This is a genomic window from Achromobacter sp. DMS1, assembly GCF_001270295.1.
Map to the genome: position 1 here is coordinate 1 of NZ_LHSJ01000214.1, position 7,323 is coordinate 7,323.

General features: G+C 68.0%; 6 protein-coding genes and 3 pseudogenes. 4 read left to right on the plus strand and 5 right to left on the minus strand.

Annotation, left to right across the window (positions count from 1 at the left end):
- The 5 genes and pseudogenes from phnE to AD428_RS25545 form a co-directional block, all read right to left on the minus strand.
- A partial coding sequence (phnE, locus tag AD428_RS20030; RefSeq protein WP_053246354.1) for a phosphonate ABC transporter, permease protein PhnE occupies positions 1 to 808 on the minus strand: 808 nt, incomplete at its 3' end.
- Positions 809 to 1,080: 272 nt separating this feature from the next.
- Complete coding sequence (gene phnC, locus AD428_RS20035; RefSeq protein ID WP_082308511.1) at positions 1,081 to 1,848, minus strand: phosphonate ABC transporter ATP-binding protein; 768 nt, start codon at positions 1,846 to 1,848, stop codon at positions 1,081 to 1,083.
- A gap of 2 nt (positions 1,849 to 1,850) precedes the next feature.
- Entirely contained in the window at positions 1,851 to 2,855 is a 1,005-nt protein-coding gene (gene phnD, locus AD428_RS20040; RefSeq protein WP_053246349.1) for a phosphate/phosphite/phosphonate ABC transporter substrate-binding protein, read from the minus strand.
- Positions 2,856 to 3,016: 161 nt separating this feature from the next.
- Positions 3,017 to 3,862 carry an IclR family transcriptional regulator gene (locus tag AD428_RS20045; RefSeq protein ID WP_053246350.1) on the minus strand — a complete coding sequence of 282 codons (846 nt, stop codon included), beginning with the start codon at positions 3,860 to 3,862 and terminating at the stop codon, positions 3,017 to 3,019.
- Positions 3,863 to 3,873: 11 nt separating this feature from the next.
- A pseudogene (locus AD428_RS25545) lies at positions 3,874 to 4,698 on the minus strand (HAD-IIB family hydrolase).
- Between the two features lie 162 nt (positions 4,699 to 4,860).
- Between AD428_RS25545 and ribBA the strand changes: the two are divergent.
- The 4 genes and pseudogenes from ribBA to AD428_RS20070 form a co-directional block, all read left to right on the plus strand.
- Complete coding sequence (gene ribBA / locus AD428_RS20055) at positions 4,861 to 6,051, plus strand: bifunctional 3,4-dihydroxy-2-butanone-4-phosphate synthase/GTP cyclohydrolase II (RefSeq protein ID WP_053246352.1); 1,191 nt, start codon at positions 4,861 to 4,863, stop codon at positions 6,049 to 6,051.
- Positions 6,048 to 6,575 carry a 6,7-dimethyl-8-ribityllumazine synthase gene (gene ribH / locus AD428_RS20060; protein ID WP_053246353.1) on the plus strand — a complete coding sequence of 176 codons (528 nt, stop codon included), beginning with the start codon at positions 6,048 to 6,050 and terminating at the stop codon, positions 6,573 to 6,575. Before ribBA ends, ribH begins: the two co-directional genes overlap by 4 nt.
- Positions 6,547 to 7,038: pseudogene (gene nusB / locus AD428_RS20065) on the plus strand (transcription antitermination factor NusB); the annotation flags it as partial. The gene ribH and the pseudogene nusB, both read left to right, overlap by 29 nt.
- 83 nt (positions 7,039 to 7,121) lie before the next feature.
- Positions 7,122 to 7,323: pseudogene (locus AD428_RS20070) on the plus strand (thiamine-phosphate kinase); the annotation flags it as partial.

Genomic DNA, 7,323 nt, shown 5'->3' on the forward strand with positions numbered 1-7,323 from the left:
GCGAGGCCGGATCCGGACCGCGCGCGCCGGTCCGGCGGCTGCGCAGGATGCGGTCGAAGCCCAGGTTGTCCAGGAACACCGCGCGCACGAAGCCGGCCAGGATCTCGCCCAGCATGATGATGGCGATCAGCGTGAGCAGGATGGCCGCGACGAAATCGTAGTCGAAGCGCTGGAAGGCCGAGAACAGCGTGCCGCCCACGCCGCCCGCGCCCACGATGCCCACCATGGTGGAATTGCGCAGGTTGGAATCGAACTGGTAGGTGGCAAAGCCCACGAAGCGCGCGAACACCTGCGGCAGCACGCCGAACAGGACCACGTTGGCAAAGGAGGCGCCCGTGGCGCGCACGGCCTCGACCTGCTTGAGCGAGATTTCCTCGATGGCCTCGGTGAAAAGCTTGCCGATGAAGCCCACCGAGGCCACCATCAGCGCCAGGATGCCGGCCAGCGCGCCGAAGCCCACCGCCTTCACGAACAGAATGGCCACGATCACCGGATGCAGCGCCCGGCACAGCGCCACCAGCGCGCGGGCCGGCCAGGAGATCCACGCCGGCATCAGGTTGCGCGCGCCCAGCATGCCGATAGGCAGCGAGAGCAGGATGCCGAGCAGCGAGGCCAGCACGGCGATCTCCAGGCTCTCGCCTATGCCTTTCCAGAGCGTGTCGGGTTTCTCGAAATTGGGCGGAAACATGCGCGACAGAAAGGTCGCCGCATGACCGATGCCCGAATGAAAGCGCGCCCAGCTGAAATCGAGCTGCGCCGCCGCGTAGACGGCGTAGATGACCACCAGCGCCAAGCCCGCCTTCAGCATGCCGATAGGCAGCGAGAGCAGGATGCCGAGCAGCGAGGCCAGCACGGCGATCTCCAGGCTCTCGCCTATGCCTTTCCAGAGCGTGTCGGGTTTCTCGAAATTGGGCGGAAACATGCGCGACAGAAAGGTCGCCGCATGACCGATGCCCGAATGAAAGCGCGCCCAGCTGAAATCGAGCTGCGCCGCCGCGTAGACGGCGTAGATGACCACCAGCGCCAAGCCCGCCTTCACGCGGCCCGGCATGGCAAAGGGGCGGTATCCGCCGGGAACGGTCATTCCAGCCACGACTCGCCTCCGTAGATGGTCTTGAGCATGGCCGGGTCCAGCCCGTGGCCGTCGCCGTCGTACACCACGTGCCCGCCCGACATGCCGATGATGCGGGTGGCGTAGCGGCGCGCCAGCTCCACGTCGTGGATGTTCACGATGACGGGAATGCCGCTGGCGCTGCCCTGCGCGGCCAGCAGCTCCATGATTTCGACCGAGGTCTTGGGGTCGAGCGAGGACGTGGGCTCGTCGGCCAGCAGCAGCTGGGGGCGCTGCATCAGCGCCCGCGCGATGGCCACGCGCTGGCGCTGCCCGCCCGAGAGCGCGTCGGCGCGCTGGTCGGCGAAGCCCTCCAGACCCACGATTTCCAGGAGCCGGAAGGCGTGGGCGATGTCCTCGGGTTCGAACTTGCGCATCCACGCCTTGAAGGCGGAGGTGTAGCCCAGGCGGCCCGTCAGCAGGTTCTCCATGACGGTCAGGCGCTCGACCAGGTTGTATTCCTGGAACACCATGCCGATGCGGCGGCGCCCGCCGCAGGGCCGTCCCGCGCACCCGCGCCAGGTCCACCGCGCCTTCCGGAGACTCCAGCACGATCTCGCCCCGGGTGGCTCGATGAGCCGGTTAATGCAGCGCAACAGCGTGCTTTTGCCGGTGCCCGACGGCCCGATGATGGCCGTCAGGCCCTGGCCGGCGACCTGCAGGTCTATGCCATTGAGCACCGGCCGGCCGGCCCGGTATTCCTTCACCAGGCCGGAAATGCGCAGAGACGTCGTCATGCTTACTGCTTACCCTTGTTCTTGGCGGTTTCGCGGTCATAGGCCGCGCGGTTGAAGCTCTCGCCGCCGGACTCGGCCACTTCGCGCACGATGGCCCAGTCTTTCTGGTAGGTCACCGGGTAGAAGCGGTCCGCCCCGTCGAAGGCTTTTTTCATCTCGTCCGGGAAGCGGTAGTCGTAGAAGCACTTGAGCATTTGGTCGCGGAACTTCGGCTCCAGGTCGTGCGCGTACGAGAACGAGGAAGTGGGGAATTTCTCGCTCGTGTAGATGATGCGGAAATCCGATTCCTTGATCTGGCCGCGCTCGGCCATGCGCTTGAATACGTCGGAGGCCACCGCGGCGGCGTCGTAGTCGCCGGAATTCACGCCCATGACCGACTGGTCGTGCTTGCCCGAGAAGATGACCTTGTAGTCTTTGTCGGGCGTGAGGCCTTCCTTCGGAAACAGCGCCACCGGCGCCATGTGTCCGGAGTTGGAGGAGGGCGAAGTGTGGGCCAGCTTCTTGCCCTTCAGGTCGGTCAGTTTCTGGTACGGGCTGTCTTTCTTGACGATGACGATCAGGTTGTAGCCCTGGAACCCGTCGGCATAGCCCTTCACCGCGAACGGCACCGCGCCGGCGATGTTCACCGCGAACGCGGTGGGGCCGGTGGAAAAGCCGCCCACGTGCAGGCGGCCGGAGCGCATGGCTTCGATTTCGGCGGCGTTGCTCTGCACCTGGTAGAACACCACGCGCTTGCCGGTGCACTCGGACAGGTATTTGGTGAAGGGCTTGAAAATATCTTCATATACCGCCGGGTCTTCGACCGGCGTGTAGGTGAACACCAGCGTGGACGGCGTCTTGAGCTTGGCCGGGTCGGTCGGCGTGTCGGCGACCAAGTCCTTGTTGGCGTCGCAGAAGTTCTGGTCCAGGTCGCCCCGGTTGGGGCAGGTGTCGGCCGCATGGGCCGGTGCGGCGCCAACGGCGAGCGCGGCCAGGACGGCCGCCGGCAACAGACGCAGGGCGGGCATGGTGTGTCTCCTCTTTGTGTATGAATCTGACGGGTCGTCAACGTGTCGTCAAATTCAAACACACAAGAACGCAAGGCACACTCGGGAAAGTCCCTGCTTTTTCTTTTCGACTTTCTTTGATTGTTTGCGTTGGATGTTCGTTTTTGCGCGTTTTGAGCGATTCAGCCCCGGTATCCCAGCTTGCGCGAGATTTCCTGCGCGCAGGCCAGCAGGGGCCGCGCGATGGTGCCGTCCCAGGCCACGTCGAACAGGCCCGTGGGGCCCAGCGCGGTGAGCGCCAGCACGATGGCGCCGGTATTGTCGAACACCGGCACGGAGAGCGCGTCCACGCCCGGCAGCGGATTGCCCAGGGCGCGGGCCATGCCGTGCACGCGGATGTCGGCGAGCTGGGCCTGCAGATGCGCGCCGCTGGCGTGGCGCGGCGGCGTCAGGCTGGCGATCACCGCCGTGTCGCCTTCCTCGCGGGCGATGTAGTGCTCGCTCACCTTGGGCGGCAGCCAGGCGGCGAAAACCAGGCCCGTGGCGGTGTTCAGCATGGACATCACCGTGCCCTTGCGCATGTTCACGTGCACCGGATAGCTGGCCTCGGTCATGTGGATCATGGTGGGGCCGTGCGAGCCCAGCACCGCGATGCCCAGCGTATGGCCGATCTCGGATTGCAGCTTGGCGATCTCGGGCATGGCCACCCGCACCGGGTCCAGCCGCTGCAGGCTGACCAGGCCCATCTGCAGGGCGAAGGGGCCCAGCTCGTACTGGCCGGTGAGCGGATCCTGCTGCACCAGGCCCACGCGGACGAAACTCACCAGATAGGGGTGGGCCTTGGCCGAGGTCATGCCGGCGCCGGCTGCCAGGTCGCGCAGGGTGAGCGGCTTGCCCGCCTCGACCAGGGCGTCCAGCAGCGGCGCGCCGACCTCGATGGACTGGATGCTGCGGCGGCCGTCGTTGGCGGCCGGCTTGGCCGCGGTTCTGGAAACGGTCTTGGCCGCGGTCTTGGATGCAGTGGCCACGCTGCCTCCCCTCAGGCGTCCGTATGGCGGCGGGCGCGCGCTTGCAGCAGGCGCTCGGCCATCTCGACGAAGCCCCCGCCGCCGTGGCGCGCGGCGACGTAGGCGGGGCGTGCGCGAGGCGGTGCAACTGCGACTGGATGTTGGCCACGCCCACCGAAATGGGAAAGTACGCGAACATGGGCTCGTCGTTCGGCGAGTCGCCGATGAAGAGGGTGGTGTCCAGGGCCCGGTCGGTGTCCACCCCGAATTCGCGCTCGAACAGCGTGCGCGTCATGGTGAGCTTGTCGTATTCGCCGAACCAGCCGTTGACGTGGATGGAACTGACCTTGGCCTGGGCGCCCGCCTCCTCGAAGATGCGCACGATGCGGCCGATCTGCGCCTCCGGCAGCGGCGGCACGTCTTCGCAGAAGTCGATGGCCAGGTCGGCCACGCGGTAGTCCTGGTCGCTGGCCACGGCGGCGCCCGGCACCTCGCGCAGCGCGCGGTCGCGGATGGCGTCCAGCTTGCGGCGGCTCAAGGCGCGCGAGGCGGCGTCGGTCCAGTAGTGCGTCTTCATGCGCCGGGCCTGGCGGTCGTAGGCGTAGGTAGGCGTAGTAGAAGGCGCCGTTTTCCCCCACCACCGCGCGCACCGGCCACATGCGCGCGATGTGGTCGCACCAGCCCGCCGGGCGGCCCGTGATCGGCACCACCTGCACGCCGGCCCGGTCCAGCCGCTCCAGGGCGTCGTAGGCCTCGGCCGGCAGGCGGCCGTCGGTGGTCAGGGTGTCGTCGATGTCGGTCAGCACGACGCGGACGGCGGCCGCGACGTCCGTGGGCATGGCCGCGAGGGCTTGCATGGGCGCGTTTTCCTTGTGCAATGGGCGGGAGATCTCCGGGCCGCAGTTTACTCCGGGGCGGCGGCCGGCCGGCATGGCGCGGGGGCCTTGCGGCCCGCGATAGGGAATCCGGCGCCAGGGGCGGTAAAATCCGGGCTTTCCCGCCTGGTTTGCGTGTACGCCATGTCCGTCCAGTTGTCCTCCCTGCCCGGCGCCGCGCCGGAATCCTTCGGCATCGCGTCCGTTGCCGAAATCATTGCCGAGCTGCGCGCCGGCCGCATCGTCATCCTGGTCGACGAAGAAGACCGCGAAAACGAAGGCGACCTGGTCATGGCCGCCGAATTCGTCACGCCCGAGGCCATCAACTTCATGGTCACGCACGGCCGCGGCCTGGTCTGTCTGACCCTCACCGAAGAGCGCTGCCGCCAGCTCGACCTGCCGCTCATGGCGGCCCGCAACGGCACGCGCTACGGCACCAATTTCACGCAGTCGATCGAAGCCGCCGAGGGCGTCGAAACCGGCATCTCGGCCGCCGACCGCGCCCGCACCATCCAGGTGGCGGTGGCGCGCGACGCCAAGCCTTCCGACCTGGTTCAGCCCGGCCACATCTTCCCGGTACGCGCCGTGCCGGGCGGGGTGCTGGTGCGCGCCGGCCACACCGAGGCCGGCTGCGACCTCACCGCCATGGCCGGCCTGACGCCCGCCGCCGTCATCTGCGAAATCCTCAAGCCCGACGGCACCATGGCGCGCCTGCCCGACCTGGTCGAGTTCGCCCGCCAGCACCAGCTCAAGATCGGCACCATCGCCGACCTGATCCAGTACCGCAGCGAGCACGAATCCATCATCAAGCGCATGGGCGAGCGCGCCATGCAGACGGCCTGGGGCGAATTCCGCGCCGTGGCCTACCAGGACACGGCCGCGGGCGCCGTGCACCTGGCCCTTACGCATGGCGACATCTCTCCCGACCGCGAAACCCTGGTGCGCGTGCACGAACCCGCCTCCGTGCTGGACGTGCTGGACACCGGCGCCAGCCCGCACAGCTGGGGCGTGGGCCAGGCGCTGAAAGCCATCTCCGCGGCGCCGGCCGGCGTGCTGGTGCTCATGAACTGCCAGCCTTCGGCCGAGTACCTGGCCGGCCAGATCGCCGGCTGGACGGATCCCAAGGCCGTGGCCAACCCGGGCGGGGGCGACCGCCACGGCCTGCGCACCTACGGCATCGGCGCCCAGATCCTGCGCGACCTCAACGTGGGCCAGATGAGGCTGCTGGCCCGGCCGCGCAAGATGCCCAGCATGGCGGGCTTCGCGCTCACCATTACGGGTTACGATTGCGACCCTCCCGAAACACCACGCAACCAACAGAAGGCCGACACATGAACCCTTACATCCTCACCCCCGACCTGAACGGCGAAGGGCTGCACATCGGCATCGTACGCGCCCGCTTCAACGAAGAAATCGGCCTGGCCGAGCTGGACGCCTGCTTGAAGGAACTGGCCGAGCTGGGCGTGGACGAGCGCGATGTCATGGTCGCCACCGTGCCGGGCGCGCTCGAGCTGGGCGTGGCGCTGTCGCACATGGCCGAGACTTTCGAGTTCGACGCCCTGATCGCGCTGGGCGCCGTGATCCGCGGTGAGACTTATCACTTCGAGGTGGTCAGCAACGAGATGGCCGCCGCGATTACCCGCATCTCCCTGGAAACCGGCATTCCGGTCGCCAACGGCGTGCTCACCGTCGACACCGACGAGCAGGCCCAGGCGCGCGCCGCCGGCAAGGGCCGCGACTGCGCCCAGGTGGCCGTGGAGATGGCCAACCTCGTGGCGGCGCTGGAGCCCGAGGAAGATGACGACGACGAATACGACGAGGACGAAGATTTTGACGACGAAGAAGACGACCAGCGCTGACAGCGCGGCGCAGGCCCGCGCCAACGCCCGCAGCGCCCGCCGCCGTGCGCGCGAATTCGCGCTGCAGGGCGTGTACGCGTGGCTGCTGCGCGGCGGCCAGGGCACGCAGGACGCCGGCGAAATCGACGCCCATCTGCGCGATGCCGAAGATTTCTCCGAAGCCGACGCGCAATGGTTCAAGACCCTGCTGCACGGCGTGCTGCGCGAGGCGCCCGCCCTGCGCGAACGCTTCACGCCCTATGTGGACCGCCCGCTGGCCGAGCTGTCGCCGGTGGAGCACGGCATCCTGCTGATCGGCAGCTACGAGCTGATCCATCACGTCGAGGTGCCGTACAAGGTCGCCATCAACGAGGCGGTGGAGCTGGCCAAGTCGTTCGGCGGCACCGACGGATTCAAGTTCGTGAACGGCGTGCTCGACAAGCTGGCGGCCGACGCGCACGCGCACGAAGTGCAGGCCGCGCCCAGCAGCGCCGCTGACCCGGTCCGCAGCGGCGCGTTTGGGCGCCGCCCGGCCCGCCTTTTTCCACTTTCCTGCCTGGAGTTTCCGTGGCGTCGGAGTTCGAGCTGATCGCGCGCTATTTCAACCGCGCCGCGCCGCAGGGACTGCTCGGCGTGGGCGACGACTGCGCGCTGTTTCCGGCCCCCGCGCGCGAGGAGGTGGCCACCAGCATCGACCTGCTGCTCGAAGGGCGCCATTTCTTTTCCGACGTGGATCCGCGCGCGCTGGGGCACAAGTCGCTGGCGGTCA

Bases quoted from the DNA above. Each gene is read 5' to 3' on its own strand.
- phnC (WP_082308511.1), bottom strand. From the start codon at position 1,848: ATGACGACGTCTCTGCGCATTTCCGGCCTGGTGAAGGAATACCGGGCC.
- ribBA (WP_053246352.1), top strand. From the start codon at position 4,861: ATGTCCGTCCAGTTGTCCTCCCTGCCCGGCGCCGCGCCGGAATCCTTC.
- phnD (WP_053246349.1), bottom strand. From the start codon at position 2,855: ATGCCCGCCCTGCGTCTGTTGCCGGCGGCCGTCCTGGCCGCGCTCGCC.
- ribH (WP_053246353.1), top strand. From the start codon at position 6,048: ATGAACCCTTACATCCTCACCCCCGACCTGAACGGCGAAGGGCTGCAC.